This window comes from Anaerolineales bacterium (assembly GCA_025808555.1).
GTDB lineage: Bacteria > Chloroflexota > Anaerolineae > Anaerolineales > UBA11579 > JAMCZK01.
Map to the genome: position 1 here is coordinate 636,111 of CP075526.1, position 26,170 is coordinate 662,280.

At 61.4% G+C, this 26,170-nt stretch carries 24 protein-coding genes; 17 read left to right on the forward strand and 7 right to left on the reverse strand.

The features are described from left to right. Positions 1 to 118 precede the first annotated feature (118 nt). From KIT08_03430 to KIT08_03460, 7 genes are read left to right on the forward strand one after another with little or no spacing between them, the layout of a single operon-like run. A complete protein-coding gene (locus KIT08_03430; GenBank protein UYN90297.1) occupies positions 119 to 2,476 on the forward strand; it encodes a DUF4040 domain-containing protein in 2,358 nt (785 codons plus the stop codon). Continuing rightward, positions 2,469 to 2,897, forward strand: a complete 429-nt coding sequence (locus tag KIT08_03435; GenBank protein UYN90298.1) for an MnhB domain-containing protein — start codon at positions 2,469 to 2,471, stop codon at positions 2,895 to 2,897. Before KIT08_03430 ends, KIT08_03435 begins: the two co-directional genes overlap by 8 nt. Continuing rightward, positions 2,894 to 3,355, forward strand: a complete 462-nt coding sequence (locus tag KIT08_03440) for an NADH-quinone oxidoreductase subunit K (GenBank protein UYN90299.1) — start codon at positions 2,894 to 2,896, stop codon at positions 3,353 to 3,355. Before KIT08_03435 ends, KIT08_03440 begins: the two co-directional genes overlap by 4 nt. After that, entirely contained in the window at positions 3,352 to 4,917 is a 1,566-nt protein-coding gene (locus KIT08_03445) for a Na+/H+ antiporter subunit D (GenBank protein UYN90300.1), read from the forward strand. Before KIT08_03440 ends, KIT08_03445 begins: the two co-directional genes overlap by 4 nt. Before the next feature lie 8 nt (positions 4,918 to 4,925). Continuing rightward, positions 4,926 to 5,447, forward strand: coding sequence for a Na+/H+ antiporter subunit E (locus KIT08_03450; GenBank protein UYN90301.1), 522 nt, complete (start codon positions 4,926 to 4,928; stop codon positions 5,445 to 5,447). Then, on the forward strand, positions 5,434 to 5,709 hold the full coding sequence (locus tag KIT08_03455) for a pesticidal protein Cry22Aa (GenBank protein UYN90302.1): 276 nt from the start codon (positions 5,434 to 5,436) through the stop codon (positions 5,707 to 5,709). Before KIT08_03450 ends, KIT08_03455 begins: the two co-directional genes overlap by 14 nt. 8 nt (positions 5,710 to 5,717) lie before the next feature. Then, a complete protein-coding gene (locus KIT08_03460) occupies positions 5,718 to 6,089 on the forward strand; it encodes a monovalent cation/H(+) antiporter subunit G (GenBank protein UYN90303.1) in 372 nt (123 codons plus the stop codon). An 11-nt stretch (positions 6,090 to 6,100) separates the two neighbouring features. On the opposite strand, the gene folD is transcribed toward KIT08_03460, so the two are convergent. From folD to gyrB, 3 genes are all read right to left on the reverse strand, one after another. Next, on the reverse strand, positions 6,101 to 6,976 hold the full coding sequence (folD, locus tag KIT08_03465) for a bifunctional methylenetetrahydrofolate dehydrogenase/methenyltetrahydrofolate cyclohydrolase FolD (protein ID UYN90304.1): 876 nt from the start codon (positions 6,974 to 6,976) through the stop codon (positions 6,101 to 6,103). A gap of 68 nt (positions 6,977 to 7,044) precedes the next feature. Continuing rightward, a complete protein-coding gene (locus KIT08_03470) occupies positions 7,045 to 7,425 on the reverse strand; it encodes a VOC family protein (protein ID UYN90305.1) in 381 nt (126 codons plus the stop codon). A gap of 45 nt (positions 7,426 to 7,470) precedes the next feature. Beyond that, positions 7,471 to 9,390: a DNA topoisomerase (ATP-hydrolyzing) subunit B gene (gene gyrB / locus KIT08_03475; GenBank protein ID UYN90306.1), complete on the reverse strand. Its 1,920-nt coding sequence runs from the start codon at positions 9,388 to 9,390 to the stop codon at positions 7,471 to 7,473. Positions 9,391 to 9,831: 441 nt separating this feature from the next. Between gyrB and KIT08_03480 the strand changes: the two genes are divergently transcribed. The 5 genes from KIT08_03480 (at position 9,832) to KIT08_03500 (ending at position 15,431) form a co-directional block, all read left to right on the forward strand. Next, on the forward strand, positions 9,832 to 11,067 hold the full coding sequence (locus KIT08_03480; GenBank protein UYN90307.1) for a branched-chain amino acid ABC transporter substrate-binding protein: 1,236 nt from the start codon (positions 9,832 to 9,834) through the stop codon (positions 11,065 to 11,067). A gap of 96 nt (positions 11,068 to 11,163) precedes the next feature. Further along, positions 11,164 to 12,225, forward strand: coding sequence for a branched-chain amino acid ABC transporter permease (locus KIT08_03485; GenBank protein UYN90308.1), 1,062 nt, complete (start codon positions 11,164 to 11,166; stop codon positions 12,223 to 12,225). 9 nt (positions 12,226 to 12,234) lie between these two features. Further along, entirely contained in the window at positions 12,235 to 13,890 is a 1,656-nt protein-coding gene (locus KIT08_03490; protein ID UYN90309.1) for a hypothetical protein, read from the forward strand. A 20-nt stretch (positions 13,891 to 13,910) separates the two neighbouring features. After that, complete coding sequence (locus tag KIT08_03495; protein ID UYN90310.1) at positions 13,911 to 14,708, forward strand: ABC transporter ATP-binding protein; 798 nt, start codon at positions 13,911 to 13,913, stop codon at positions 14,706 to 14,708. A gap of 9 nt (positions 14,709 to 14,717) precedes the next feature. Continuing rightward, positions 14,718 to 15,431, forward strand: coding sequence for an ABC transporter ATP-binding protein (locus tag KIT08_03500; GenBank protein UYN90311.1), 714 nt, complete (start codon positions 14,718 to 14,720; stop codon positions 15,429 to 15,431). Positions 15,432 to 15,591: 160 nt separating this feature from the next. Here the strand turns inward: KIT08_03500 and KIT08_03505 are convergent, their stop codons facing one another. The 4 genes from KIT08_03505 to KIT08_03520 form a co-directional block, all read right to left on the reverse strand. Beyond that, a complete protein-coding gene (locus KIT08_03505) occupies positions 15,592 to 17,514 on the reverse strand; it encodes an amidohydrolase family protein (protein ID UYN90778.1) in 1,923 nt (640 codons plus the stop codon). Positions 17,515 to 17,623: 109 nt separating this feature from the next. Next, positions 17,624 to 18,793, reverse strand: coding sequence for a CinA family nicotinamide mononucleotide deamidase-related protein (locus tag KIT08_03510; protein UYN90312.1), 1,170 nt, complete (start codon positions 18,791 to 18,793; stop codon positions 17,624 to 17,626). Next, a complete protein-coding gene (locus KIT08_03515; GenBank protein ID UYN90313.1) occupies positions 18,793 to 19,947 on the reverse strand; it encodes an FAD-binding oxidoreductase in 1,155 nt (384 codons plus the stop codon). Before KIT08_03515 ends, KIT08_03510 begins: the two co-directional genes overlap by 1 nt. Then, positions 19,941 to 20,933: a hypothetical protein gene (locus tag KIT08_03520; protein ID UYN90314.1), complete on the reverse strand. Its 993-nt coding sequence runs from the start codon at positions 20,931 to 20,933 to the stop codon at positions 19,941 to 19,943. Before KIT08_03520 ends, KIT08_03515 begins: the two co-directional genes overlap by 7 nt. A gap of 236 nt (positions 20,934 to 21,169) precedes the next feature. On the opposite strand from KIT08_03520, the gene KIT08_03525 reads away from it, so the two are divergent. From KIT08_03525 to KIT08_03545, 5 genes are read left to right on the forward strand one after another with little or no spacing between them, the layout of a single operon-like run. Continuing rightward, a complete protein-coding gene (locus tag KIT08_03525; GenBank protein UYN90779.1) occupies positions 21,170 to 22,939 on the forward strand; it encodes a PQQ-binding-like beta-propeller repeat protein in 1,770 nt (589 codons plus the stop codon). A gap of 19 nt (positions 22,940 to 22,958) precedes the next feature. Next, positions 22,959 to 23,864, forward strand: a complete 906-nt coding sequence (locus KIT08_03530; protein ID UYN90315.1) for a serine/threonine-protein phosphatase — start codon at positions 22,959 to 22,961, stop codon at positions 23,862 to 23,864. Between the two features lie 53 nt (positions 23,865 to 23,917). Next, positions 23,918 to 25,414 (forward strand): VWA domain-containing protein, encoded by a 1,497-nt coding sequence (locus tag KIT08_03535; GenBank protein ID UYN90316.1) that lies wholly within the window; start codon positions 23,918 to 23,920, stop codon positions 25,412 to 25,414. Next, positions 25,411 to 25,920: an FHA domain-containing protein gene (locus KIT08_03540; protein ID UYN90317.1), complete on the forward strand. Its 510-nt coding sequence runs from the start codon at positions 25,411 to 25,413 to the stop codon at positions 25,918 to 25,920. Before KIT08_03535 ends, KIT08_03540 begins: the two co-directional genes overlap by 4 nt. Positions 25,921 to 25,927: 7 nt before the next feature. Further along, positions 25,928 to 26,170 carry a hypothetical protein gene (locus KIT08_03545; GenBank protein UYN90318.1) on the forward strand — a complete coding sequence of 81 codons (243 nt, stop codon included), beginning with the start codon at positions 25,928 to 25,930 and terminating at the stop codon, positions 26,168 to 26,170.

Sequence of the window (26,170 nt, forward strand, 5' to 3'; positions counted from 1 at the left end):
TTCAAGCACGCTTCAGTAGTTGGTGTTGCAAAATCTCATATAAGAAGAGGCAGGGACTAAATTCGTACGAAGCCGCTTATCGGCGCGGCCACCTGCGAGCTAACCTACAATGTAGACCATGTTGATACAACTACTCGCCCTATTGGCCGTCACTGCGCCGGCACTTTGGTTGCTGAAGCCGCATCGCTGGCGCCACGCCGGCTGGCTGGCTGCGATCGCCCCGGCGGTAGTGACCGGCTGGCTGCTGAGCCAGCTTGGCGCAGTGAGCCAGGGCAACGCGGTCAGCGAACAGCACATCTGGTCACAGGCGCTCGGCCTGGCCCTGGACCTGCGCCTGGATGGGTTGAGCCTTTTCTTTGGCCTGATCATTGCCGGCATGGGCACGGCGATCGCGGTGTATGCCGGCTATTACTTCGAGAGATCGAGCAGCCTGGGCTATTTCTACGGCTTGCTGTTCCTGTTTATGACAAGCATGCTGGGGTTGGTGTGGGCCGATAACCTGCTGGCCCTGTTCGTCTTTTGGGAAGGCACCAGCATCACCAGCTACCTGCTGATCTCTTTCAAGCTAAGTGACAACAACGCGTTGGAGGGCGCCCGCCGCGCGTTGGTGGTGACCGGTCTGGGCGCGCTGGCCATGCTGGGCGGGTTTGTGCTGCTGGGTCAGATGGCCGGCACCTATTCCATCAGCGGGTTGCTGGCGCTGCCGGCCAGCACCTTCACCAGCCACGCGCTGTTTGCACCCATGCTGGGGCTGGTGCTGCTAGGCGCGTTCACCAAGTCGGCCCAGTTCCCGTTCCACTTCTGGCTCCCCGGCGCCATGGCGGCGCCCACGCCGGCCAGCGCCTATTTGCACTCCGCCACCATGGTGAAGGCGGGCGTGTACCTGTTGGCACGCCTGCACCCGGCCCTGGCCGAGAACCCGCTGTGGTTCTGGGCGCTGTTCGTGGTGGGCGGGCTCACCATGCTGACCGGTGCGCTGATCGCCCTACGCCACTATGACCTCAAAGCGATCCTGGCGTATGCCACGGTAAGCCAACTGGGCGTGTTGGTGATGCTGCTGGCGTTTGACAGCAAACTGGCGGCGGTGGCCGCAGTGGTGGGCACGCTGGCGCATGCGTTGTACAAAGGGCCACTGTTCATGGTGGCTGGCATCGTGGACCATGCCACCGGCACACGCGACATTCGCAAACTGGCCGGGCTGGCGCGCAAGCTGCCGCTGCTGGGCGCGGCCGCCATTTTGGCGGCAATCTCCATGGCGGGTCTGATTCCAGCTTTTGGTTTCCTCGCCAAGGAATTATTGCTGGAGAATTTCTTCGCACTCATCGAATCTGGCCTGAGCCAGATCGGCTGGGCTGGCCTGGCCGCCACGGTGGCGGCCGGCGCACTGGCCGTGGCCTACAGCCTGACCATCGTGTGGGAAGCCTTCCTGCGCCGCAAGGCGGAGCTCAAGCCTGCCAAGATCGAGCACCCGCCCTCGACCCTGTTCGTGCTGCCGGTGCTGGCGCTGACCCTGGTGGGCGCGGCGATCCCATTCTTCCTGACGTCGATCGAAGGCACGCTGTTCGCCGCGCCAGTCGCCTCCATCACGGCCGCGCCGGCCGAACTGCACCTGGCGCTTTGGCACGGCTGGACACCGATCTTTCTGACCAGCCTGTTGGCGATCGCACTGGGCGGGCTGATCTTTACGCTGCGCGGCAAGCTGCACAAGCTGTTCGCCAGCGGGCCACAACTAAGCGGCACTGGCGTCTTCGACGGGGTGGTGGAGGGTGCATACCGCCTGGCGGGCTGGAGCACGCGCACGCTGCAAGGCTCATCGTTCCCGACCCAGATCAGCATCCCGTTGCTAGCAGCGGCGGGCGTGGTGATCTACGCCTTCAGCATCAACCTGGTGGCTGATCTGCGCGTGGATTGGAATGCGTTGCCCACCTTCTACGAGGTCGTGCTGCCTTTGCTGGCCGTGCTGGCTACGCTGGTGATCGCCCGGGCGCAAAGCCGCCTGAGCGCCATCATCAGCCTGGGCCTGGTGGGCGTGGTGGTGCTGCTGATCTATGTGTTCTTCTCAGCACCGGATCTGGCGCTGACCCAATTCTTAGTGGAAGTGCTGACGCTGGTGCTGCTGGTGCTGGTGTTCTATCGCATCCCCAACCACGCCTATCCCAAACAACCCAAACACCGATCGCTGAAGTATCTGCTGATCAGCGCGGCGGTGGCCGTGTGGGGCTTTGGCATGGCGCTGGTGGCGGCGGGTGAGCCGCTGTTCCCACTGATCAGTGATTTCTTCCTGCTCAACTCGGTAGACGCAGCGCATGGCGGCAACGTTGTCAACGTGATCCTGGTGGACTTCCGCGGCTTTGATACGCTGGGCGAGATCAGCGTGATGGTGGTTGCGGCGCTCGGCGGCTACGCCCTGCTGCGCGCCTCACGCATGCGCCCGATCGAGCCTGAAGAGGATTTTGAGGAGCCGTACGATGCCTGAGATCTATTTATCGCTGCTTGACCGCATTCTTACCCCGGTGCTGCTGATGTTGGCCGTGGTGTTCCTGCTGGCCGGGCACAACGCGCCGGGGGGCGGCTTCATTGCGGGGCTGGTGGTTGCCACCGCGTTCCTGATGCAGATCCTGGCGCGCGGCGACCAGTTTGTTCGCCGCCTGATCGGCACCTATCTACAACCTGCCATGGGCGTAGGCCTGCTGATCGCAGTCTTTTCGGCGCTGCTGGGCATTGGCCATTATGGGGTGTTCTTTCAAGGCATTTGGTGGAAGATCAGCCTGGGCGATTTTGTGCTGGAGCTGGGCTCGCCGACCACGTTTGACATTGGCGTGTTCATGGTGGTGAGCGCGTTCGTCACCTCGTACCTGCTGGAGCTCAGTCGACCAGCGGAAAGAGCGAACAAGTGATCGCGCTGGTCTTTGCCATCCTGGTGGCGGTGCTAATGGGCAGCGCCACGTACCTGCTGCTGCAGCGCAACCCGGTGCGCATGGTGATCGGCCTGGGCCTGTTCACGCATGCGGTGAACCTGCTGGTGTTCAGCACCAGCGTGAGCCACCGCGGCCAGCCGCCGATCGTGGTGGACAAGGCCGCCTTCAATGGCGACATCAGCCAGTTTGTGGACCCGCTGCCACAGGCATTGATCCTGACCGCGATCGTGATCAGTTTCGGCATCGTGGCCTTTCTGATCGCGCTGCTGCACCGCCGCAACTCATTGGAGGCGGTGGAAAGCTGCACGGACCGCGCCGACGACCCGTTCGCCATGGAGCCGGCGGCCACGCTGGAAGCCGTGGAAGAGGATTACGAATGGCTGGAAGACATAGTGCTGAAGCGTGAGCTGCGCAAGCCTAAAGGACGCCGCAAATGAACATCAACGCCAACTGGCTGGCGGCCCCGGTCGTCATTCCGCTGTTGTTTGCCGCCAGCTCGCTGCTGATGGCCACGCGGGTGAACCTGCGCCAGATGCGCATTCAGCGCAACCTGGCCCTGATCGCCAGCGTGCTTAACCTGGGCGTGGCCTTGCTGCTGCTCTATACGACCGTTATCCAGGACCAGCGCATGGTGCTGCATGCCGGTTTGTGGCAGGCGCCGTTTGGCATCACCCTGGTGGCGGATGGACTGAGCGCGATCATGCTGACGCTGACCGCAGTGCTAATGGTGACGATCGTGCTGTACGCCATCGGCACGCTGGACCAGCGCGAAGGGCTCAATTTCCACCCGCTGCTGCTGTTCCTGCTGATGGGCGTGAACGGCGCGTTCCTGGCGGGCGACCTTTTTAATTTATATGTCTTCTTTGAAGTGCTGTTGATGGCCAGCTTCGTGCTGCTGAGCCTGGGCGGGCGCCCGGGGCAGGTGAACGGCGGCATGCGCTATGTGGTGCTCAACCTGCTGGCCTCCACCGTGTTCCTGACCACCGCCGGCGTGGTGTACGGCACGCTGGGCACGCTGAACCTGGCCCACCTGGCGGTGCGCATGGAAGCGGCCCCGCTGACGTTGCGCATCATTGTGGCGGGCATGCTGCTGATCGCGTATGGCAGCAAGGCTGGCTTGTTTCCGCTGTTCTTCTGGCTGCCGGCCAGTTATCACACCCCACACCCCGCGGTCACCGCCATCTTCGGCGGCCTGCTCACCAAGGTGGGCATCTACGCGCTGTTCCGCATATTCCCGTTGATCTTTCCTGACCTGCTGCGGGATTGGCAGCCGCTGCTGCTGGGTATCGCAGCGCTCACCATGCTGGCTGGCGTGTTCGGCGCCATGGCGGTGAACACCATCCGGCGCGTGCTCAGTTTCCACATCATTAGCCAGGTGGGCTACATGGTGATGGGGCTGGGCCTGGCCGCCAGCGGCAACCAGCTGGCGATCGGCTTTGGGTTGGCGGCGGGCATCTTTTACATCATGCACCACATGATCGTGAAGACCGCGCTGCTGATGGCGGGCGGCGCGGCCGAGCTGACCATGGGCACCGGCCAACTCAAAGAAGGCTACCTGGGCGGGCTGGTCAAGCGCTTCCCTCTGCTGGCGGCGATTTTCTTTCTGGCGGCGTTCTCGCTGGCCGGCATCCCGCCCTCCAGCGGCTTTGTGAGCAAGTTGGGCTTGCTGCAAGCAGCTCTGGATTCGCAGCAGTGGATGATCGCGGCGGTCAGCCTGCTAGTAAGCCTGCTGACGCTGATGAGCATGGTGCGCCTGTGGCAGAAGGGATTTGCCGGCAAGCAGTACAAGGCTGTGCTGCCCACGCCGCGCCGGCCGATCTATGGCATCACCATCGCCCCGATCATGATCCTGGTGGTCATCAGCCTGGGGATGGGCATCTTCAGCGATACGTTCATCAAATGGTCACAGGTGGCCGCCGATCAAGTGATCGACCGGGCCGGCTACATTCAGGCTGTAGCGCCCAGCGACCTGATCGAACCTGTGAGCCTGGACCACTAGGAGAAACGATGCCGAAGAAGCACGAAAATCAAGAGATCATCGGCCTCTTGCTGGTCAATGTGAGTCTGGCCGTGTTTTGGTACATCTTTTTTCCAATGTATGGAGCGGCTGATCTGTTCATGGGTTTCGGTTTGGGCATAATGGCGCTCTCTATTTACTATCGCAGCTACCGGCAACGCCTAAAATGGCTGATTGCATTTCTACTGTTTGCGGCGTGGGAGATCTTGCTCAGCAATGCCAAGCTGACTTGGTGGATCCTGCACCCCAAGCTGGAGTTCAAGCCCGGCATTGTGGCCGTGCCGCTGACCCTGGATACAGATTTTGAGATCACGGTGTTGGTGACCATGATCACGTTGACCCCCGGCACTGTAAGCATTGACCTGCGGCCCGACAAGAGCGGCCGCAACGTAGTTTATATTCACAGCTTTTTTGTGGAAGATGCAGACGCGTTTCGACATGAGATCAAAGAAACATTTGAGCGGCGTCTTTCACTTGTAACGCGTGGAGGTTGGCAAAGTGAATTGGTTTAACGCTGGCTTGGAGGTGCTGCTCGTAGCGCTAACGGTTTCCTTTGTGCTGGGCTCCGTGCGTTTGATCATTGGCCCGGATGTACCCAACCGGGCTCTGGCCTTTGACCTGTTGGCTCTACACGCGGTGGGCATGGTGGCGCTGCTGGCCATTCGCCACAATACCCCGATGCTGCTGGACATTGCCATGGTGGCGGCGGTGCTGGGTTTCTTGGGAACTGTGCTGCTGGCGCGCTACCTGGAGCATGCCCGCGACGGCGAATAGGAGAGACGATGGACCTACGCGAGATTTTCACCCTGTTCTCCGCCGGCATCGGCGTGCTGATCATGCTGGTGAGCAGCTTTGGCGTGCTGAACCTCTCTGACGTTTTTGTGCGCATGCACGGCTTTGGCAAAGCCAGCACGCTGGGGATCAGTGGGCTGATCCTGGCTGCGGGCATTTACTATCCCGAATATCTTGCACGCATGATCGTGCTGGTTGTCCTCTTTTTTATTACTGGGCCGATCGCCACCACGGCACTCACCAGAGCCGCTTACAAAGTTGCCCCACCAAGCGTCAAGCAAAAGCTGATCATTAACGAGATGGAAAGCGGGCCACGCCGAGCGCGCAAGGCCAAACCTGCCAAAAAGAAAAAGAGCCGCTAGAGCGGCTCTTTTTATTGGCTGGGGTGGGCTGCCCGCAGTGTGTTCTGCAACAGCATGGCGATCGTCATCGGCCCCACCCCGCCGGGCACGGGCGTGATGGCGCCGGAGCACTCGGCGACTTCGGCATAGGCTACATCGCCGACGAGGCGGCTGCCACGCTTGGCGGCTGGGTCAGCCACGCGATTGATACCCACATCGATGACGGTGGCGCCGGGCTTAACCCAGTCGGCGCGCACCATTTCAGGCACGCCCACGGCGGCGATCAACACGTCAGCCGTTCGGCAGACCGCGGGTAGATCTTGCGTGCGCGAGTGGGCGATGGTGACGGTGGCATCCGCCCGCACCAGCAGCAATGAAAGCGGCATGCCCACAATGTTGGAGCGGCCGAGCACCACCGCATTGGCCCCGGTCAGGGCAATGCTGGATACCTGCAAAATATGCAACACGCCCGCAGGGGTGCAGGGCAAGAAGCGCGGCTGGCGGCCCTTTTGGGCCAGCAGGCCGACATTCTCAGGGTGCAGACAATCTACATCTTTAGTCACCGCAATGGCAGCGATGATGCTGGGCGCGTCAATGTGGGCCGGCAGCGGCAGCTGCACCAGAATGCCGTGAACATCGGCACGCGTGTTGAGCTCGGCCACAAGGGCGAGCAGCTCAGCTTGGCTGGCGCTGGCGGGAAGCTGGATGTCAATCGAGTGCATACCGGCTTCAGCGCAGGCTTTGTGCTTGTTGCGCACATACACAGCGGAGGCCGGGTTGTCGCCCACCAGCACGGTGGCGAGGCCGGGGTGCGGGCCGCCGGCGGCCCGCAGGGCGGCTACCTCAGCGCCGATCTCGGCGCGCAGGCGGGCGGCGATGGCTTTGCCGTCAAGGACGATTGCAGTCATGGGGCGATTATACGATTGACTGATAGGCGCAAAAAAAAAAGCGCCGCTGTCGCGGCGCTCTTTTTGGACTAGCTGGTCTTGGTGCCCAGTGACCACATGTTGCCAAACGGGTCGGTAAACGTGCCGCGACGGTCAGACTCTCCGGGCTGTTGCTGCGGCGGGTGGAACTCCACCCCGCCGGCCTGGATGCAGCGCTGGAAAAGCGCGTCCACATCGGCGACATATAAGTGCAGCACGCTCTTGACGGCGGGGAACTGTTCATTGGCGCCCGACAACATCACGATCGAATCGCCCAGCTGCACTTCGGCGTGCACCACACGGCCTTCATGCTCAAACATCTGCTTGGTCTTGCCGTCCAAGGCAGTTTCCAAGAAAGCAATCAGGCCCCTGGGGTCATCTACGATGAGATAGGGCGAGAGGTCGTTGTAATTCTCGGGTTTGTAAGCCATGGCACTCTCCTATAGATTGGACGTGTAGCAAACGCTTCGCGTTTGCTACACGTCCAGGTTCTGCACTTCTTTGGCGTGGGTTTGGATGAAGCGTTTGCGCGGCGCCACTTCGTCACCCATCAACATGGAGAAGACACGGTCGGCCTCGGCGGCATCCTCGATCTTGACGCGCAGTAGGCTGCGATTCTCCGGGTCCATCGTGGTGCTCCACAACTGGTCAGGGTTCATTTCACCCAAACCCTTATAGCGCTGCACGCTGGCCTTCTCACCCTTGGGGCCGAGCTCTTTCAGAATACTGCTGCGCTCGCGATCTGAGAATGCCCATTGCACTTCCTTGCCGCTGGTCACAGAGTACAGCGGTGGCTGGGCGATGTAGAGATAGCCCTCGCTGATTAGCGGCTCCATGTAGCGGAAGAAGAAGGTGAGCAGCAGGGTGCGAATATGGCTGCCGTCCACGTCAGCATCGGTCATGATGATGACGCGGTGATAACGCAACCCTTCGAGGCTGAAGTTCTCGCCGATCCCGGTGCCAAGCGCCGAGATGAGCGCCTTGACCTCGTTGTTGCCCAGGATCTTGTCGAGGCGGGCGCGCTCGGTGTTGAGGATCTTGCCGCGCAGCGGCAAGATGGCCTGGAAGTGGCGGTCTCGGCCTTGCTTGGCCGAGCCGCCGGCCGAGTCACCCTCGACGATGTAGAGCTCACTCTTTTCCGGATCGCGCTCAGAGCAATCGGCCAGTTTGCCGGGCAGGGTCAGGCTCTCCAGCGCAGATTTGCGAATGACAAGGTCACGCGCTTTGCGCGCGGCGTCACGGGCGCGGGCCGAGGTGAGACACTTGGCCACGATGGCGCGGGCGCCGGAGGGGTTTTGCTCCAGGAATTCGGCGAAGTGCTCGTTGACCACCTGGGCCACGTACGTTTGCACTTCGGGGTTCATCAGCTTGACCTTGGTCTGGCTCTCGAACTGCGGGTCAGGCACCTTCACGCTCACGATGCCGGTCAGCCCCTCACGGGTGTCATCACCGCTGAAGTTCGGGTCGCTATCCTTCAGCAAGCCGTTCTTGCGAGCATAGTCGTTGATGGTGCGGGTGATGGCCGAGCGCAGCCCGGTCATGTGCGTGCCGCCGTCGATGGTGTTGATGGTATTGGCGAAGGCCAGGACGGATTCCGTGAAGGCGTCGGTGTATTGCACCGCCACGTCCACGACGACGCCTTCCAGCTCCTGCTCACGGTGGAAGACCGGGTGCAGGGCTTCGCGTTCGCGGTTCAGGTAGCGCACGAAGGAGGTGACGCCACCCTCGAAGTAGAAGGTCATTTCGCGCTTGTCGCGCTCGTCTTCCAGCTTGATTGTGATGCCCCTGGTGACAAAGGCCATCTCGCGGAAACGCTGCATCAGCGTTTCGAAGCGATAGTCCAGATCACCTTTGAAGAGGATCGGGTCGAACTTGAAGGTGATGCGCGTGCCGGTGCTCTCGCCCGGTTTCATCTTGCGCAGCACCTTTACGGGGCCGGTGGGCACACCGCGCTCGTAGCGCTGCTTGTGCACCGCGCCGTCACGGCTGACCTCAGCCTCGCACCACTCGGAGACGGCGTTGACCGCCGAGACGCCCACGCCGTGCAGACCGCCGGAGACCTTGTAGGCGCCGCCGCCGAACTTGCCGCCGGCGTGGAGCATGGTCATGACCACTTCCAGGGCCGACTTTTTGGCGGTCTTGTGCTGGTCTACCGGGATGCCGCGGCCGTTATCGGCCACAGTAACGCTGCGATCCTTGTGGATGGTGACCTCGATCCGGTCACACACGCCCGCCATGGCTTCATCTATAGAGTTATCCACCACCTCGTAGACGATGTGGTGCAAGGCTTTAATGTCCGTGCCGCCGATATACATACCGGGGCGACGGCGAACAGCCTCCAGGCCCTCTAGGACCTGGATATTCTCAGCTTGATAGGATTTGGCCTGCTCTGCCACGAAGTACCTCCAACAATGAAACAGGTCCCTAGATTAAAAATGCCCTGCCAGTTCTACGCTATCGAATTCTTTCCCCAGTTGGCAGAGCTACGGATGTATCTTTGGACTCTATGTTCTATTTTACCACGCGCGTCTATATGAGCGGCCTCAGAAAACGGCTGGAGCGTTGCCTGAGTGGTTAGTTTTCTATTTGCATGCAAAGTATTGCAGCTTGACCCACTTATGAGGGATATGTACAATGAATGTTCACAATCCCTCTGATTGTGACCTATTTAGCTATGAACATAGAGGTGCGCGATTGGTTAGACCATTATGCGCACCTCTATCCATAGAAAAAGGAAAAAGGAGGTGCCATCGATAACCGCGATAATAAAAACCACTTTGTTTTGCTTTCCTAGGAAAACAAAAGATCTTTCGAATAACTCTATTGGAGGAGTAAGAATGTCGAAGCGTTTATTGGCTTTGACCGCCATTCTGGTAGCCGGCTTGGTGCTGGCCGCCTGTGGCGGTGCTACTGGTGGCGGCGGTGGATCCGCTGCTGCTTTTGAATGTACTGACGCGATTGGTTGTGTTGAAGTAGCCGCGGGTGCCCCCATCCGCATTGCTTCCGCCCTGGTAATCTCCGGCCCGAACGCTGACCTGGGTCTGGACTCCCAGCACGGTGTTGAGATCGCCATTGAGTTCAAGGGTGATGTGCTCGGCCACCCGGTCGAGTTGCAGGCTGAAGATGACGGCTGCTCTGCTGAAGGCGGCCAGACCGCTGGTCAGAAGATCGTATCTGACCCCAGCATTGTCGCCATCATCGGTACCAGCTGCTCCGGCGCTGGTGTACCCCTGGCTCAGATCGCCTCTGACGCTGGTTACGCTGTGGTTTCCCCGTCCAACACCGCTCCGTCCCTGACGGACCCGGCTCAGGCCTGGAAGCCCGGTTACCTGCGCACCGCCCACAACGACAAGGTTCAGGGCGCTGCCATGGCTGACTACGCCTACAACACCCTGGGTCTGACCACGGCCGCCGCCATCCACGACGGTGACCCGTACACCGAGGGCCTGGCCAATGCGTTCCGCGAGGCCTTTGAGGCTGAGGGCGGCACGATTGTCGCTTTCACCGCTGTGAACGTGGGTGACACGGACATGCGCCCGGTGCTGACCTCCATCGCTGCTAGCGCTGGTGGTGCTCCTGGCTTCCTGTTCTTCCCCGTCTTCACTGCTGAGTGTGCCCACCTGGCCACCCAGGCTCTGGAAGTTGCCGGCCTCGAGAACACCGTCCGCGGTGCCGCTGACGGCTGCTTCTCGGCCGCCGCTGCCGAGGCCATTGGTTCCGCCGCCGCGGGTATGTACTTCTCCGGCCCGGATCTGGCTTTCGCTGGTGACACCTACGCTGACTTCACGGCCGCTTACCAGGCTAACTTTGGTAGCGCCCCCCTGTCGGTCTTCCACGCCCATGCCTTCGACGCCACCAACATGGTGTTCGCCTGCATCGAGGAAGTTGCCAAGCAGGGTGACGGTGGTGCGCTGTTGATCGGCCGCCAGGACCTGCGCGACTGTCTGTATGCCACCAGCGGTTTTGCTGGCATTACCGGCAGCCTCACCTGCAATGAGTACGGTGACTGCGCTGATCCCAAGATCGCTGTGTACGAGATCCAGAACGGCGACTACGTCGCCATCTGGCCGTAAGTCTTACACGGCTTTCGAGCGACAAAGCTTTTCGTTGTAACAAAAGGCCCAGGGCGCAAGCCCTGGGCCTCTAGTACCTACGCCGGAGCAAGACGCATGAGAGACCGCCTACGTAATCTTAATTTCATTGATCTTTTTCTTTGGGTCGTGCGGGCAGCCATTGTGGCAGTGATCCTGGTTGGCACGGTCAAAACCATTTTGAGCAATCCGTACACGTTGCGCAATTGGGAAGACTTCATTATTTTTGGCATTGCCCAGGGCAGCATGTACGCCTTGATCGCGATCGGCTACACCCTGGTGTACGGCGTGCTGCAAATGATCAACTTTGCACACGGCGAATTTTTTATGTCGGGCATCTTTGCCTCTACGTCGGCGGTAGCCATCCCGCTGGCGCGGGCGGGCTATCTGGCATCTCATCCGATCCCAAGCCTACTGCTGATCGCGCTGTGCTCGATCCTGATCTCGATCGCGATCTCATTGCTAACTGAGCGTATCGCCTACCGCCCGCTGCGTCACGCCCCGCGCTTGATGCCGCTGATCACTGCCATCGGGGCTTCCTTCTTCTGGCAGTATTACTTCCGCGGCCTGTTCGGCTCGCAAGTGATTCCCTTCCCTGACATCCCGCAGTTGGAGGGCACGGTGCCCTTCCTGCATACGCAAGTGCTGAAGTCACACGTACTGGTAATCTTCGTGACCCTGGTCGTGCTGATCGGCTTGAACTTCTTCATCTCGAGGACCCGCCCCGGCAAGGCGATCCGCGCGGTGGCCGAGAACAAGGACGTGGCGGCCCTGATGGGGATCAACGTTAATCGCACCATCAGTCTGACCTTCGCCACTGGCGCGGCGATGGCGGGTGTGGCCGGCATGCTGTACGCCCTGGTGTTCCACCAGGTGCACTTCTTCATGGGCTTCATCCCGGGCATCAAGGCCTTTACGGCGGCGGTGCTGGGCGGGATCGGCAGCATCCCCGGTGCAGCGGTGGGCGGCCTGTTTCTGGGCTTGTTCGAATCCCTGGGCCCCAGCCTGTTCCTGCAAAGCCTGGGTATTCCCGCCTTTAATCAGCTCAAGGATGTGATCGCCTTCACCATGCTGGTGCTGGTGCTCATTTTCCGCCCGCAAGGCATTGTGGGTGAGCGTTTGAAAGAAAAGAAAGCGTAGAGGTTGGACATGAGTTTCTTTAAAGACCTCGACCTGCGTAAACTTGGAATGCAACTGCTGGTTACCAGCATCATCACGCTTAGCGTCAGCGCGATCGGCATGGTGGAGCTGTTCGGCGGCCGCTACGTGATCACGGGCTTGTTCACCATGGCCCAGATCCTGTTCCTTGGCCCTACGGCTTTCTTCGCCTACCGCGCAGTGCGCGAGACGCCAGGCAGCCAAAAATGGCTGGGCCTGCTCAAAGCCCTGCTGCTGGGCGTGAGCGTTGGCCTGGTGATGTTCGCCTTTGTTTGGCTGGCGCAAAACTTCAATGTGCGCAGCATTTTCATCAACATCTCGCCGCGACTCATCAACATTCTGACGTTTGAGCATGCCGGCGGCGGCACCACGCTGTTGATTACCCTGATCGGCGCGGCCCTGGCAGGAGGAGCGTTGGCAATGGTGCCGACCAAGCTGCGCAACGCGTTGCTGCTTGGCGCCTCGATCACGCTTCTGGTGGGCTTGCTCTCCGAGATCCTGTCGGAGCGCCTGCGCAGCCTGTTCAGCAGCCAACTCAGCAGCGCCATCTTCGCCTCCAAGGCGCTGCTGTTGGTGCCAGCGATCGTGTTGTTCACGCTGGCCAGCGCCATCAGCTTCCTGCGCCAGAGCGGCCGAATCGGCACTGGCAAGATCGGCCCTGACCTGAAGCCAAGCCAGGCCAAGATCGTGCGCACTGCGCTGATCAGCCTGTTTTTGCTGGTGCTGCCGATGTTGCTGGGCAGCTACCTGACCGAAGTGACCAATAACATCGGCCTGTTCTTCCTGATGGGCCTGGGCCTCAACATTGTGGTGGGCTTGGCCGGCCTGCTTGACCTGGGCTACGTGGCTTTCTTCGCGATTGGCGCCTACACGATGGCGGCATTGACCTCTACCGGACATCTGGGCCTGGCCGAGATGTCCTTCTGGGTTGCGCTGCCGATCTGTGTGGCTGTGGCGGCTTTCGCCGGGCTGATCCTGGGTATGCCGGTACTGCGCATGCGTGGCGACTACCTGGCTATCGTAACTCTGGGCTTCGGCGAGATCATCCGCATCCTGGCCCTATCTGACTTGATGAAGCCGTACATTGGCGGTGCCCAGGGCATCCTGAACATCCCCAAGCCGATGGTGGGCGAGCTGGCACTGATCCGGCCAGAGCAGATGTATTACGTAATCCTGATCGGTGTGGCGATCGCCATGTTCATGTCGACACGGGTGCGCGATTCGCAGATTGGCCGCCGCTGGATGGCTATGCGTGAAGACGAAGATGTGGCGGAAGCGATGGGCATCAACCTGGTCAACACCAAGCTATTGGCCTTCACCATCGGTGCGGGTTTCTCGGGCCTGGCGGGCGCCATCTTTGCCTCCAAGCTGGGGTCCATCTTCCCGCACAGTTTCAACCTGCTCATCTCCATCAACGTGCTCAGCCTCATCATCGTGGGCGGCCTGGGCAGCATTCCCGGGACCCTGGTTGGCGCCATCATCCTGGTGGGTCTGCCGGAGCTGCTGCGCGAATTCGCTGAGTTCCGCTGGCTGGCCTACGGCGTGCTGCTGGTAACCATGATGCTGAGCCGCCCTGAGGGCTTCATTCCCTCGGAGGTCATCAAGCGTGAATTGCACGCGGGTGACGAAGCGGAGCAGGCTGGCTAAGGCCGGAACGGAAGACGACCATGACAAACATCTTGTCTGCAAAAAACGTATCCAAGAACTTTGGCGGTCTGGTGGCCGTAAACGACCTGAGCCTGGACATCAAGGAGCAGAGCATTAGCTCTGTGATCGGCCCCAACGGCGCAGGCAAAACCACCTTCTTTAACTGCATCACGGGCTTCTACAAGATCGACAAGGGCGAGATTTTGTTTGAGGGTGAACCCACCCACAACCTGCGCCCTGATCAGATCACCCGGGCCGGCATGGCGCGCACCTATCAGAACATCCGCTTGTTCTCGAACATGACCTCGATCGAGAACATATTGGTGGGTGAGCATGTGCATCTGCACTCCAATCTGGTTGATGCGGTGGTGCGCTCAAAGCGCTTCAAGGAAGAAGAAGCTGCCGCCGAAGAGGAGGCCAAGCGCCTGCTGAATTTTGTGGGTTTGCGCGGCATGGGTGACTCGCTGGCGCGCAATCTGCCGTACGGCGCCCAGCGCCGCCTGGAGATCGCCCGGGCCTTGGCCACCCAACCCAAGATGCTGTTGTTGGACGAGCCGACAGCAGGCATGAACCCCAACGAAACCGCCGATCTGACCAAGTTCATCCGTGAGCTGCGCGATACGCTCGGCATCACCATCATGCTGATCGAGCATGATATGCGGGTGGTGATGGGGATCAGCGAGCAGATCACGGTGCTGGACTACGGCGCCAAGATCGCCGAAGGCTTGCCGAAGGACATCCAAAGCAACCCGCAGGTGATCGAGGCCTACCTGGGCAGCGGCGCTGCATCTGGCCTTAAGACGGCTAAGGCAAAGTAAGGAGCCCCCATGGCCATGCTTGAAGTCAACAACATTCACACCTACTACGACAAAATTCACGCCCTCAAAGGCGTATCCCTGCACGTTGATCAGGGCGAGATCGTGACCCTGATCGGCGGCAACGGCGCGGGCAAGACCACGACTCTGCGCACGATCAGCGGCTTACTGAAGCCGCGCGAGGGCTCGGTCAAGCTGAACGGCGAGGATCTCTCCAAATATCCAGCTCACGAGTTGGTGTACAAGGGCGTCTCGATGGTGCCCGAAGGCCGCGGCGTATTTGCCAAGCTCACGGTGGAAGAGAACATTGAGATGGGCGCCTACATCGATAACGACAAGGCCCGCATCGAACGCAACAAGGAAGGCGCCTTTACGCGCTTCCCGCGCTTGAAGGAGCGCCGCAAGCAGGTGGCCGGTACGCTCTCGGGCGGCGAGCAGCAGATGCTGGCGATCGCTCGTGCGCTCATGGCGCAGCCCAAGCTGCTGCTACTGGACGAGCCTTCAATGGGCCTGGCGCCGATCCTGGTGGATGGCATCTTCGACACCATCAAGGAGATCAACAAGGAAGGCACCACCGTGCTGCTGGTGGAGCAGAACGCCAGCATGGCGCTGGCGATCGCCCACCGCGGCTATGTGCTGCAAACCGGCGAAATTGTTCTGAGCGACAAGGCCGACAAGCTGGCCAAGAACGAGACGGTGCAGAAGGCCTATCTGGGCATTGACTGAGCCTCATCTGTCATGCGAGGCGCTGCGTAGCAGCGCACGAAGCAATCTCCCGCATAGGCTTGGGTTTGCTTCGCCGCCATTGGCGGCTCGCAAAGACGTATCGACTTAGAACAAAAAAAAGCGCAGCCAATGGCTGCGCTTTTTTTGTCTGCGTGCAGGGCTAAGCGGCAATCTTGACGTACTCGCGTGGCTCAGCGCCTTCGGTCGAGACTCCCAGCAGCTTGGCAAGTTCCAGGATGAGTTTGGCTTTGGTCTCAGCGTCACGCTGGCTCCAGGTGCGGCTCTTGATCTCAACAAAGCTGCCCAGATCCGGCTTGTCGACGCGGTCTACATTGACGTAGAAATCCTCCCCGCGGAAATGCACCAGCCAGCGGCGGCGGTTCTTCTCGACTTCGACCTCACGCGGGGGTTGGAAGTATTCGCGGTAGAAGCGCAGGCTCTGGTCTGCCGGCGCCAGGTAGCGGCTGCGGGATAGGATGACCGCACTGGGGAAATCTCGCTCATGGGTGTCCCCCATCAGGGTCAGGCGGTAGCGCGAATGATCAGGCTGCCCGTTCTCCTTGAGGAACACATCCTCGCGATAGCGCAGGGTGTAGTTTTCCTCAGGGAACATGAAGTAGGTGTCGTACTCATGATAGTGGCGCTTGTAAACGATCTTGATCTCAGGATGTTCCATCGCGGCGATCACCGGCTCGGCGTCTTCCACTGGCACCTTGAGCTGGGCCTCGAAACTTTCCTCCTGCGTGGCGCCGCCGATGGCGATGAGCTTGGTCAGCACCGATTTCTCGCGAGCGATCAAGAATTTGTCGATCTTCTTGGCCAACTCATTGGCCTGGGTCAGCAAAGCCTGCTCATCCAGCGTGGTGAGCTGCTTGGCACGCATGAGCCACTTGCCGTTGACCATCACATCGGTCACATCGGTGGATTTAGCCGCGTACACGATCTGGGCATAGGTGCTGTTGGGGTCACGGCTGAAGTGCGGCGAGGCATGCAGGGTGTCAATGTTGACCAGGATCAGGTCAGCCCGCTTGCCGGGCTCCAGCGAACCGGTAACATCGCCAATGTGCATGGCCTGCGCGCCGAGGCGAGTGGCCATGAGCAAAGCGGTCTGGGCCGGCAGCGTAGTGGGGTCATTCTCACGCAGCTTAGCCAGGAACGCGGCCAGGCGCACTTCCTCAAACATATCCAGGTCATTGTTGGAGGCCGGGCCATCCGTGCCGATGCCGACGTTGAGACCGGCGCGCAGCATCTCGCTCACCGGGGCGGCGCCGGAGGCCAGCTTCATGTTGGAGGATGGATTGTGCGAGACGCCCACGTTATAGTGCGCGAAGGTGTTGATCTCGCCCTTGTCGACATGGACACAGTGAGCCGCCAACACCTTGGCGTCAAACAGATTTTGCTTCTTTACGTACGGCACCACCGGCATGCCCCATTCCTTGCGGGCATTTTCAACTTCAAAAGAACTTTCTGCAATGTGGGTGTGCAGAGGCACATCAAATTCCACCGCCAGGGCGGCAGTGGCGCGCAGGATCTCCTCGGTGCAGCTGTAGGGCGCGTGCGGGGAAACGGCCGGCACGATGAGCGGGTGGCCCTTCCATTTCTGGATGAACTCCCGCGTGTAGGCCATCGATTCTTCGTAGAACTTGGCATCTGGCGTGGGGAACTTCATCACGGTTTGCCCGCACACGGCGCGCATGCCGGCCGCGGCGGTGGCCTCAGCCACGGTGGACTCGTAGTAGTACATGTCGGCAAAGCTGGTGATGCCCGAGCGGATGTATTCGGCGCAGCCGATCGAGGTGCCCAGGTGAACGAAGTCCGGCGTGACGAACTCGCGCTCCACCGGGATCATGTAGCCCATCAGCCACACATCCAGGCGCAGGTCGTCGGCCAGGCCGCGCAGCAGGGTCATGGGCACATGTGTGTGGGCGTTGACCAGGCCGGGCATCAGCACCTTGCCGCCGCAATCCAGCTTGTCTGTGGCTTCGTATTGTTTCAGGATTTCATCTTCCGGCCCGGCGGCCAGAATGCTGTCGCCCAGGATGGCGACGGCGCCCTTGGGGAATTGTTGCATGTCCTCATTCATGGTGAGGACGTGGGCGTTGGTAAGAATAAGGTCTGCTTTAGTAGCCAATCATTTCCCTTTCGTTATATTCTTGCATCGCAAGTTAATGAGTGCTTGAAATTAAATTGGCCTAGTTTACCTCATCCAACAGTTTGCGCCGCAGGAAAGACAGCGCCAGGCTGGTAGCCCAGCCTGCCGCCTGGGCGGTATGCCCGCCATATGGGAAGGCGATGTGATGGGGCGCCTTGAGCCCGCTGATGAAGATCTCCAGCTCGTGGGCGTGCTGGGCTTCGCCCTTGGTGCGCAGCTCCACGGCCAGCACAATATCAGCGCGCACCTTGCCAGCGTATTCGCTGGCGGCGGATTTGAGCGGCTCGGTGCGCAGGCCAGCGTGCAGCACTTCGCCGCCCACGAAGGCGTTGCCCTCGCCGGTGAGCGCTTTGACGATGGCACCGCTCAGCCCTTTTTCGAGCACCGCCAGGGTTTGCTTGCGCCTGGACATCTCGCGCAGCACGGCGCGAGCCAGGGTTTCTTCGTCAACGCCGTGCACCCAGTCGCCCAGGCGCTGGCGCACCTCGGTTTCCAGCTCATCCAGCATCTGGTTGGCCTGCTCCACGCTCTCGGCTTTGGCGGTCAGGCGCACATCCACGCTGCCGGCGTGCGCCGCCAGCCCAACCGTAGGGTTGGTCTGGCGTTCCAGATCAGCCAGGTGCTCGTCGATCTGCGATTCGGGCACGCCAGCCACGTGCAGCACGCGGGCACGGATAACGCCGGTGAGGCCAAAGCGCTCCTTGAAATACGGGAGGATGCCGTGCTCATAGATGTGTTTCATTTCATTGGGCACACCGGGCACGGCGATGACCACTTTGCCATTGGATTCCACCAGAACGCCGGGGGCGCTGCCCACGGCGTTCTCCAGGCTGCGGCCGCCCTGTGGCAGCTCGGCCTGGCGCTTGTTGTTCTCGCTGGGGGTGCGCTTCATGCGCGCAAAGCGCGCCACGATCTGCTCCCATAGCTTCGGGCGAAACTCCAGCTCTACGCCCAGGGCGCGGGCAATCCCCTCGCGGGTGACGTCGTCCACCGTCGGCCCCAGGCCGCCGGTGCACAGCACGATGTCGGAACGGCTGAGGCCTAGGGTGACCGCGTCGGCAATGCGCTGCTCGTTATCGCCCACAGTGGAGGTGTAGAACAGGTCAATGCCGGCGTCACGCAGTTGGCGCGCCAGGTACTGCGTATTGGTATCGGTAATTTCACCGAGCAGCAGTTCGGTGCCAATGGTGAGGATCTCAGCGGAGGGCATTAGATTACGTTGTACTCCTTGAGCGAATCACCACTGAAGCGGTCGAGCCCCAGCATGGATACATCCACGCTGCTGGCGGCGCCATCGAGCATGATCTCGGCCATCAGCTTACCGGAGATCGGGCCGTGCATGAAGCCGTGGCCTGAGAAACCGCCCACCAGATAGAGCCCGTCGATTGGCGTTGCGCCGAAGATGGGATGCGCGTCTGGCGTGACTTCGTACAGACCGGCCCAGTGGCTGGCCAAGCCTGCTTTTTCCAGAACCGGCAAACGCTCGGCGGCACGCTCCAGGATGGTGAGTTCCCAGTCGGGATCCACATTCTGGTCGTAGCCTGGCTTCTCGTTGGGGTTGGACATGCCCGTCAGCAGCCCCTCGCCTTCTCGATGGAAATATAGCGACTGGGCAAAATCGATCACGAAGGGATAGTCGGCCGGGATCTCCGGCAGCGGCGTGGTTGTAAGCATCTGGCGGCGGACCGGTCTTATGGGCAGCTCCAGCCCGGCCATGGCGCCAACCTGGGCGGCCCACGGGCCGGCCGCGTTGAGCACCAGCGGGGTCGAGATGCTGCCCTGGTTGGTATGCACGCCGGTGACGGCGCCGCTCTCGACTTGCAGGCCGGTTACCTCGACGCTGCCGATGCACTGCGCGCCCAGGCGGGTGGCGGCGTTGATGTAGCCCATCACCACGCTGTTCGGGTCGCATAGGCCGTCCTTGGCGTTGAAGGTGCCGCGCAACACATCGTCCAAACGCATCTGTGGCAGGCGGGCGCGCACTTCGTCGCCCGTGAGCCATTCGGTGTTCACGCCCAGGCTGTTTTGCAAGGCTACGTTCTTTTCAAACACGGCAATATCGGTTTCATTGTTGAGCAGGAACAGATAGCCGCATTGGCGATAGTCCACCTCCTGCCCGATCTCTTCTGGAAAGCGTTCCAACATCGGCAGGCTGGCCAGGCTGAGGCGAATATTGACCTCAGTGCCGAACTGGTAGCGCACGCCCCCGGCGCAGCGGCCGGTGGCGCCCAGGCCGAAGAACTCTTCCTTCTCCAGCAGCACCACGTCCTTGATGCCGCGCTGCGCCAGGTGATAGGCCGCCGAGGCGCCCATTACGCCGCCGCCGATGATGACTACCGATGCCGTCTTGGGAAGACTTACCACGCTACCTCCGTGCCAATGCCTAACTTGCGGGCATTGGCAACTGCAACGCGGGCGGCCAGTGCATCCTGCACGGCCACGCCCACGGACTTGAAGAATGTGACCTGCTCCGCCGAGCTGCGCCCGGCCGCCTTCCCGTTGAGCACCTCGCCCAGCTCGGCAATATCGTCTACTTTGATTAGCCCATCACGCAGTGGGATGGCAATCTCGCCGCTTTCCACCTGGGTAGCCGAGCGACTGTCCACGGTGATGCGCGCCTTGGCCACAAGTTCGGCCGGCACTTCGATGCCCTCAGCAGTGTGGGTGCCGGCGGCGTTGATGTGCGCCCCCGGGCGCACATCTGCGGCGGCGAACACGGGCGCATGGCTGGTGGTGGCGGCGCTGATGATGTCGGCCTGGGCCACCGCTTCCTGCGGACTGGCGGCCGGGCGCAGATCCTTGGGCACCCGCCCCACCCCGGCCATTTCGCTAATGAACTTGGCTACCTGCTCCTGGTTGGGCGAATAGATCCAGGCTGTTTCGATCTTGCGTACGGCGCAGGCCGCTTCCAGTTGGGTACGGGCTTGTACTCCGGCGCCGAAGACCGCCAGGGTCCTGGCGTCTGGCCGGGCCAGCACATCCGTGGCGGCGCCACAACCGGCGCCGGTGCGGATGGCGGTGACGGCGGCGCCTTCCAGTACCGCTTGCAGCACGCCGGTTTCAGGGTCAAAAGCCAGCACCACCGCATTGATGAGCGGCAGGCCGCGTTGCGGGTTCTTGCCGAACAGCGAGACCAGCTTGACCGCCAGGGCCTGCTCTTCCGGTGACGCGCCGTCAACGAATGCGGGCATCAGGATGCTCATGCCCTCATGCGGGGCGACGTTAAGGCGGGTGCGGAGCGGCACCTCGGCCGTGCCGGCCGAGAGGGCCGCGTACGCTTGCTTCATGGCGGCGATGCACTCGTCCATCGGCAGCGCCTGGCGGACTTCATTGGCGTTGAGTATCAGCATGCTGGCAATTCTAATTCTTTTCGCCGTGCAGCTCTGCCGCCGCATGCGTTAGCGCAGAACAGGGCTGAGGGCTATAATCGCTCACCAGGCCGTTTGGCCGAGGAGCAACGCTGAGCGAGGACCAACCCACCCGCAATCTGGATATCCCTGAGAATGCCGCGCGCCACAGCCAGCTGCGGCAGGGTGAGGTGCTGCAAGAGCGCTACGAGATCCAGGAGATCGTAGGCATCGGTGGCATGGGCTCGGTCTACCGCTCCCGTGACAAGAACTTCAAAGCCATCCGCCTGGTGGCGATCAAAGAGATGATCAGCCAGGTCACCGACCCCCTGGTGCGTAAGAACATCTTCCAGATCTTCGAGCGCGAGGCCAACATCCTCGCCACGCTACGCCACCCCTCCATCCCGCGCATATACGATTATTTCACCATCGGCGAGCGCGCCTATCTGGTGCTGGAATTCATTCACGGCAAGAACCTCGAACAGCTGCTGTCGGAAACCACCGGCTTCTTCCCCGAGGAGCAGGTGCTGGCCTGGGCGGTGGAGCTGTGCGATGTGCTGGACTATTTGCACAGCCACAAGCCGGAGCCGATCATCTTCCGTGACATCAAGCCCTCCAACATCATGAACACCCTGCAGAACCACATCGCCCTGGTGGATTTTGGCATCGCCAAGGTGTTTGAATCCAAGCAGAAGAACACCATGGTGGGCACGCAGGGCTATTCCCCGCCTGACCAGTACCGCGGCGAAGCCACGCCCAAGGTGGACATCTACGCCCTCGGCGCCACGCTGCACCACCTACTGACCCTGCGTGACCCTCAGTTGGAGGCGCCGTTCTCCTTCGGCGAGCGCATGATCAGCGAGATCAATCCCAACGTCAGCCGCGAGTTTGCCGCGGTGGTGGAGCGCGCCCTTGAATACAAGCCGGAGGACCGCTACGAGAGCGCGCTGGAGATGAAAGAGGCGCTGATCAACGTGGCGCGCAAAACCGGCACCCTGCTCAACCTGAGCATCCCCACCACCATCAGCAGCGGCGCTCCCAGCCGCGGCGTGGGCGTCAAGCCTCTGTGGAGCTTCGAAGCCGAGGACGAGTTGCGCAGCTCGGCCACCTACCACGACGGCACGCTCTACATCGGCTGCTATGACAACAATCTCTACGCGGTGGACGCGGCCAACGGCGAGTTCAAATGGAAGTACCCCACTGACGGCGGCATCGCCAGCAAACCCGCCATTTTTGATAACAACATCTACTTCGGTTCCGAAGATAAACGCCTGCACGTGATCTCGACCCGCTCCGGCAAAGTGGTGTGGACGCACTACACGGATGGGCCGGTGCGCTCCTCGCCGCGGATCGCAGAGGGGCACGTGTTCATCGGCTCGGATGACGGCAGTCTGCATGCCGTCAGCCTCAGCAGCGGCCGCCTGGCCTGGCGCTCAGAGGCCGGCTCACCCGTGCGCTCCACGCCCTGGGTCGGCAATGAGCACATCTACTTCGGCTCCGAGGCTGGCGATTTCACCGCCACCGATTTTCGCGGCGACGCCAAATGGCGCTTCAAGGCCAAGCGCGCTATCACCTCCTCGCCCGTGCTGCAGGACGGCGTGGTGTACTTCAACTCGATGGACGGCACGCTGTACGCCCTGGACGCCAACACCGGCTGGGCTGTGTGGCGCTTCCGCCTGGGCAAGGGCAGCATCTGCACCCCGGCCATCGCCGGCAATGTGCTCTACACCGGCGCAGCCGACCACATCATCTACGCCGTAGACACCCGTTCCGCCAAGGAGCTGTGGCGCTATACCACCGAGCACCAGGTGAACGGCTCGCCCATCGTGCACCGAGACGCAGTCTACTGCGGCTCGGTGGATGGCAGCCTGTACTGCCTGGATGCAGCCAGCGGCCGCATGCGCTGGCGCTACCAGACCGGTGCCCCGATCACAGGGACCCCCGTTGCCCACGATGACATGATCTTCATTGGCTCAACCGACAAAAAACTGTATGCCTTCCTGGCATAGCGGAGCACAAGAGAGCGTTATGGCCAACTTCCTTAAGAAGCTGTTTTCAAAGAAGAAGGGCGCTTCAGCCCCGTTGCCCAGCAACGCCGCCACCGCGCCGCTGAGCGAAGCCCAACTGTGGGATCTGGGCAGCGGCGAGCGGCCCGGCAAGTACATTCACATCATCGCGGGCAGCGCCCTGGACCAGGGGCAGCGCCGCGAGAACAACGAAGACAGCCTGCTGTGCTTCAACGGCACACTGGGCGCCGGCGACATGGCGATCCCCTTCGGCGTGTATGTCGTGGCCGATGGCATGGGCGGCCACCGCAGCGGCGAGATCGCCAGCGAGACCGCCGTGCGCGCTCTGGGGCACTACCTGATGCAGCGGCTCTACAAGCCGCTCTTCGGGCCTGACCCGCAGCCCGCGGATGAGTCCCTGCGTGAGATCATGGAAGGCGCGGTGAGCGAAGCCCACCGCGCCGTCAAGCGCGCCGCCCCCGGCGGCGGCTGCACCCTCACCGCCGCCCTGGTGGTTGGCACCCAGCTGGTCATCGCCCACCTGGGCGACAGCCGCGCCTACATGGTGCACCGCGACGGGCGCATGGAGCAGCTTACCAAGGACCACACGCTGGTCAAACGCCTGCAGGAAATGGGGCAGCTTAGCGAGGAAGAAGCAGCTGACCATCCGCAAAAATCCGTGCTCTACCGCGCCCTGGGCCAGGGGGATGTTGTCCAGGCAGATTTCTTCACCGGCAGCCTCTCGCCCAACAGCTTTCTGCTGCTGTGCTCGGATGGCTTGTGGGGCTTCGTTGAAGAAGATGACATTCAAACCATCATCAACGCCACCACCAGCCCCTACCTGGCCTGCCTGCATCTGGTAGAAGCAGCCAACGCCGCCGGCGGCGCCGACAACATTGCCGTGGTGCTGGCGCGTCTAGTGCACTAAGAGCATACCCGTGGGGGCTCCTGCCCGGCTGGATTCAGCTACACTGATAGTTCATGGCAACCAGTTATCTGGATAACTACTACGCCCGCCTGGGCATCCCGCGGGATGCCAGCCAGGATGAAGTGCAGCGCGCCTACCGTCGCGCCGCGCGCCAGTTTCACCCGGATACCAACAAGCACACCGGCGCCAACGAGCTCTTCCTGCTGGTACAGGAAGCCTTCGACACCCTGCAAGACCCGCAACTGCGCCGCGAGTATGACGCCAGCCTGCCCGAAGACATTGAAGCGCCCCCCGCCCTGATGGTGAATGCACTGTACAGCCGCCCGCAGATCACACCAGACGAGCCCGGGCAGGTAATCTACGTTCTGCTTGACCTCAAACCCAGCGCCAGCGAGGAAGAGCGGCGGCTCAAGCCGCCGCTCAATGTCGCCCTGGTGCTGGATACGTCCACTTCCATGGCCGGGGCGCGGCTGAGCCAGGTGGTCAAAGCCGCCAGCCAGTTCGTCTCGCAACTCAGCGAGCACGACATTCTTTCGGTCATCACTTTCAATGACCGCGCCCAGGTGGTGGTGCCGGCCCAGCCCGGCCTTGATATCCAGCGCCTTATCTCGCGCCTCAGCACGTTGCAGACCAGCGGCGGCACCGAGATGTACCAAGGGCTCAAGGCCGGCCTGGTGGAAGTGCAGCGCCACCTGCGTGCCAGCGCCACCAACCACATCGTACTGATCACAGACGGCCGCACCTATGGCGACGAAGCCGCCTGCCTAGACCTGGCCAGCCAGGCCGCCCAACAGGGTATCCCGATCAGCGCCATTGGCATTGGCGACGAATGGAACGAAGAGTTCATTGACCAGCTGGTGTCCAAATCCGGCGGCAGCAGCTTGTATGCCGACAAGAGCGCCGAGATTCACACCCTGCTCGAAAAGCGGCTCAATACGCTCAGCCTCAGCTATGCCAACAACGTCAAACTGAGCTACGAAAATGGAGCGATGAGCAAACTGAATTACGTCTTCCGTCTCTCGCCAGACCTCGGCCCGGTTTCGCTTCAACAGCCCATCTTCCTGGGCAATGTGCCGCAGAACGACAGCCTCAGCGTGCTGCTGGAATTCGAGATCGACAGCCGCGGCGCGCAAGACGGCTACCTGACCCTGGCAGAAGGGCGCCTCAGCCTGGACGTGCCCACCCGCCCCATTCCCTCCAACTCGGCCCGCTTCCAGCTCACCCGCCAGATCTCGGAGATCATCGAGCCGGAGGCGCCGCCCAATACGCTCATCACCGCCATCGGCAAGCTCTCGCTGTATCGCATGCAGGAACGCGCCCGCCACGAGCTGGAGCATGGCGACTCTGAAGCCGCGGCCAAGCGCATGCGCATGCTGGCCACGCGGCTGCTCTCGCAGGGGCAGCGCAGCCTGGCGCGCACAGTGCTGCTGGCCGCTGATGACCTAAAGGAGAGCGAAGCGCTGGGTGCGAAAGAGGGAAAACAGATAAAATACGGCACACGCGCCCTGATTGACGACACCGAAGGGCGCGGGAAACGAGGCTCAGGGTGATCGTCGTTTGCAGCGGTTGCGGCAAGAACCAGCAACAGGAAGATCTCTTCTGCCCGGACTGCGGGGCTAAGCTCATTCAGGATGAGGGTCTGCGCACCATGCCGATGGACAGTTCTCCCGGTGGGCTCACCACCACTCGCCTGCAAACCAGCGGCACGCTGATGCGCCCCAACGGCCCAGCCCGCCTGAACCTGCATATCATTCGCAGCGGGCAAATTTTGCCGCTGGAAGGGCCGGGCGAATTCATCGTCGGCCGGGTCAGCTCGGGCCAGTCCATCCTACCGGATGTGGATTTGGAACCGTACGCGGCCTACGAGTCCGGCGTCTCCCGCTTGCATGCTCGCATCCGCATTGTGGAAGACGGAATCTCCATCACCGATCTGGGCTCATCCAACGGCACCCGCCTCAACAATGAGAAGCTTTCCCCCCACCAGACCTACCCCGTGAGCAACAAGGATGTGCTGCGCTTCGGGCGCTTAAGCATCCAAGCCCTCACCGGCGAATAGAGAGCGCATGCCACACACTGTACTTATCCATCTGCATAACGAAGACCCCGTCGTGGGCGAGATCGAAGAACTGCCTACGCCCACTGACACCATGCTGCGCGTTATGAACCCACGCAAGCGTGACGGCAAAGACCTGCACTATCTGCAGAACGATGTCACCACCGTTTATTGGCCGTGGACGCGTATCAGCTTTGTCGAGATCCTGCCCAGCGGCGGCGAAGACGAGATTATCGGCTTTGTGCGTGAATAA

What these genes read in the sequence shown, in the direction of transcription:
- KIT08_03430 (UYN90297.1), top strand. Translation starts at nt 119, where the DNA reads ATGTTGATACAACTACTCGCCCTATTGGCCGTCACTGCGCCGGCACTT.
- KIT08_03435 (UYN90298.1), top strand. Translation starts at nt 2,469, where the DNA reads ATGCCTGAGATCTATTTATCGCTGCTTGACCGCATTCTTACCCCGGTG.
- KIT08_03445 (UYN90300.1), top strand. Translation starts at nt 3,352, where the DNA reads ATGAACATCAACGCCAACTGGCTGGCGGCCCCGGTCGTCATTCCGCTG.
- KIT08_03450 (UYN90301.1), top strand. Translation starts at nt 4,926, where the DNA reads ATGCCGAAGAAGCACGAAAATCAAGAGATCATCGGCCTCTTGCTGGTC.
- KIT08_03460 (UYN90303.1), top strand. Translation starts at nt 5,718, where the DNA reads ATGGACCTACGCGAGATTTTCACCCTGTTCTCCGCCGGCATCGGCGTG.
- folD (UYN90304.1), bottom strand. Translation starts at nt 6,976, where the DNA reads ATGACTGCAATCGTCCTTGACGGCAAAGCCATCGCCGCCCGCCTGCGC.
- KIT08_03470 (UYN90305.1), bottom strand. Translation starts at nt 7,425, where the DNA reads ATGGCTTACAAACCCGAGAATTACAACGACCTCTCGCCCTATCTCATC.
- KIT08_03480 (UYN90307.1), top strand. Translation starts at nt 9,832, where the DNA reads ATGTCGAAGCGTTTATTGGCTTTGACCGCCATTCTGGTAGCCGGCTTG.
- KIT08_03485 (UYN90308.1), top strand. Translation starts at nt 11,164, where the DNA reads ATGAGAGACCGCCTACGTAATCTTAATTTCATTGATCTTTTTCTTTGG.
- KIT08_03490 (UYN90309.1), top strand. Translation starts at nt 12,235, where the DNA reads ATGAGTTTCTTTAAAGACCTCGACCTGCGTAAACTTGGAATGCAACTG.
- KIT08_03495 (UYN90310.1), top strand. Translation starts at nt 13,911, where the DNA reads ATGACAAACATCTTGTCTGCAAAAAACGTATCCAAGAACTTTGGCGGT.
- KIT08_03500 (UYN90311.1), top strand. Translation starts at nt 14,718, where the DNA reads ATGGCCATGCTTGAAGTCAACAACATTCACACCTACTACGACAAAATT.
- KIT08_03505 (UYN90778.1), bottom strand. Translation starts at nt 17,514, where the DNA reads ATGAATGAGGACATGCAACAATTCCCCAAGGGCGCCGTCGCCATCCTG.
- KIT08_03510 (UYN90312.1), bottom strand. Translation starts at nt 18,793, where the DNA reads ATGCCCTCCGCTGAGATCCTCACCATTGGCACCGAACTGCTGCTCGGT.
- KIT08_03520 (UYN90314.1), bottom strand. Translation starts at nt 20,933, where the DNA reads ATGCTGATACTCAACGCCAATGAAGTCCGCCAGGCGCTGCCGATGGAC.
- KIT08_03525 (UYN90779.1), top strand. Translation starts at nt 21,170, where the DNA reads ATGGGCTCGGTCTACCGCTCCCGTGACAAGAACTTCAAAGCCATCCGC.
- KIT08_03530 (UYN90315.1), top strand. Translation starts at nt 22,959, where the DNA reads ATGGCCAACTTCCTTAAGAAGCTGTTTTCAAAGAAGAAGGGCGCTTCA.
- KIT08_03535 (UYN90316.1), top strand. Translation starts at nt 23,918, where the DNA reads ATGGCAACCAGTTATCTGGATAACTACTACGCCCGCCTGGGCATCCCG.
- KIT08_03545 (UYN90318.1), top strand. Translation starts at nt 25,928, where the DNA reads ATGCCACACACTGTACTTATCCATCTGCATAACGAAGACCCCGTCGTG.